The sequence below is a fragment of the Gottschalkia purinilytica genome (assembly GCF_001190785.1).
Taxonomy (GTDB): Bacteria; Bacillota; Clostridia; order Tissierellales; family Gottschalkiaceae; genus Gottschalkia_A; species Gottschalkia_A purinilytica.
The window spans coordinates 1-1,116 of sequence record NZ_LGSS01000057.1; the positions used below are offsets into that span (position 1 = coordinate 1).

The 1,116-nt window shown below is 30.7% G+C and carries 3 protein-coding genes; all 3 read left to right on the forward strand.

What is annotated here, in order from left to right; genetic code table 11:
- Positions 1 to 96 precede the first annotated feature (96 nt).
- Positions 97 to 513, forward strand: a complete 417-nt coding sequence (locus tag CLPU_RS16300; protein WP_050379137.1) for a YopX family protein — start codon at positions 97 to 99, stop codon at positions 511 to 513.
- Between the two features lie 3 nt (positions 514 to 516).
- On the forward strand, positions 517 to 870 hold the full coding sequence (locus tag CLPU_RS16305) for a dUTPase (RefSeq protein WP_050379139.1): 354 nt from the start codon (positions 517 to 519) through the stop codon (positions 868 to 870).
- Position 871: 1 nt separating this feature from the next.
- On the forward strand, positions 872 to 1,116 hold a 245-nt coding region (locus CLPU_RS16310; protein WP_050379141.1), incomplete at its 3' end, for a hypothetical protein.

The following is a 1,116-nucleotide window of genomic DNA, read 5'->3' on the forward strand; positions in this document are numbered from 1 at the left end:
ACGGTTAAGGCTAAATATAGAGGTCGGAAGATAAATTTATGTACGAGTTGTGGAGTGGAAATTAAAAAGGCTATTTAAAAAGGAGGATTAAAGGAAGTGGATACAGAGACAAAGTTTAGGGTTTGGGATAAAGATAGAAATGAAATGTACTACCTTACAGATAATACTACAGAAAATAACTCAATAATGGATATGAGAATAGTGTTTGATGAATTAGGTATATGTGTTTTCGTAAAAGGATACGGAGAAGAGGAATTTAAAAATATAAGAAATTTTAAACTAATGCAATACACAGGACTAAAAGATATGAACGGAAAGGAAATCTATGAGGGAGATATAGTTGAATATTGCAATACTTTAACAGAGCTATCAGAAGTAATAGTTAGCAAAGTAATATATAGAAAAGGTTGCTTTGGAATAGAAGGATTTTTTAAAGGTAGTTTCATTGCATTTTCTGATATATCGCCAGAACATATTAAGATTGTAGGAAATGTATATGAAAAAGAGGCATAAAAGATGAAATTAAAAGAGCTATTAGAGCTACAGAAAGAACTAGATGATCGAATAATAGAGAAAAAATATAATCCCTCGGATATGGGACAATTAAACTATTTACATGAAATGATGTTGCCAGAAAGATTACTGGCATTACAAGTAGAAACATCAGAATTGGCTAATGCTACTAGATGTTTTAAATACTGGAGTGATAAAGGGCCTGAGCCTAAAGAAAGAATTCTAGATGAATATGCAGATGTATTACATTTTGTACTTAGTGTAGGAAATACTCTAAACTTTACAGCTGAAGAGATAGAAGAAGCTTATATTAAGAAGCATAAAGAGAATTATAAAAGGCTAGAGGAGGGGTATTAAAATGCTTGAAATAGGCACAGTTAGGATGAAAAATGTGAGTGATGATTTTAAGGGGTTAGAGGGAATGAAGCTTTTACTTATGCATTCATGCGAAGGTTGTGAAAGAATAGTTGTAAATCCTATAAGACAAGAAGATTTTGAGAAATATTACAAAAATTCATTTGAAACAATGGGAAAAGAATGGGTTAACGATGATTATAAGTCTTTCTTAAAATATATGCTTAGTGAAAATTGTGAGTTTATTAG

Coding starts and splice junctions, on each gene's coding strand:
- CLPU_RS16305 (WP_050379139.1), top strand. CDS start 517: ATGAAATTAAAAGAGCTATTAGAGCTACAGAAAGAACTAGATGATCGA.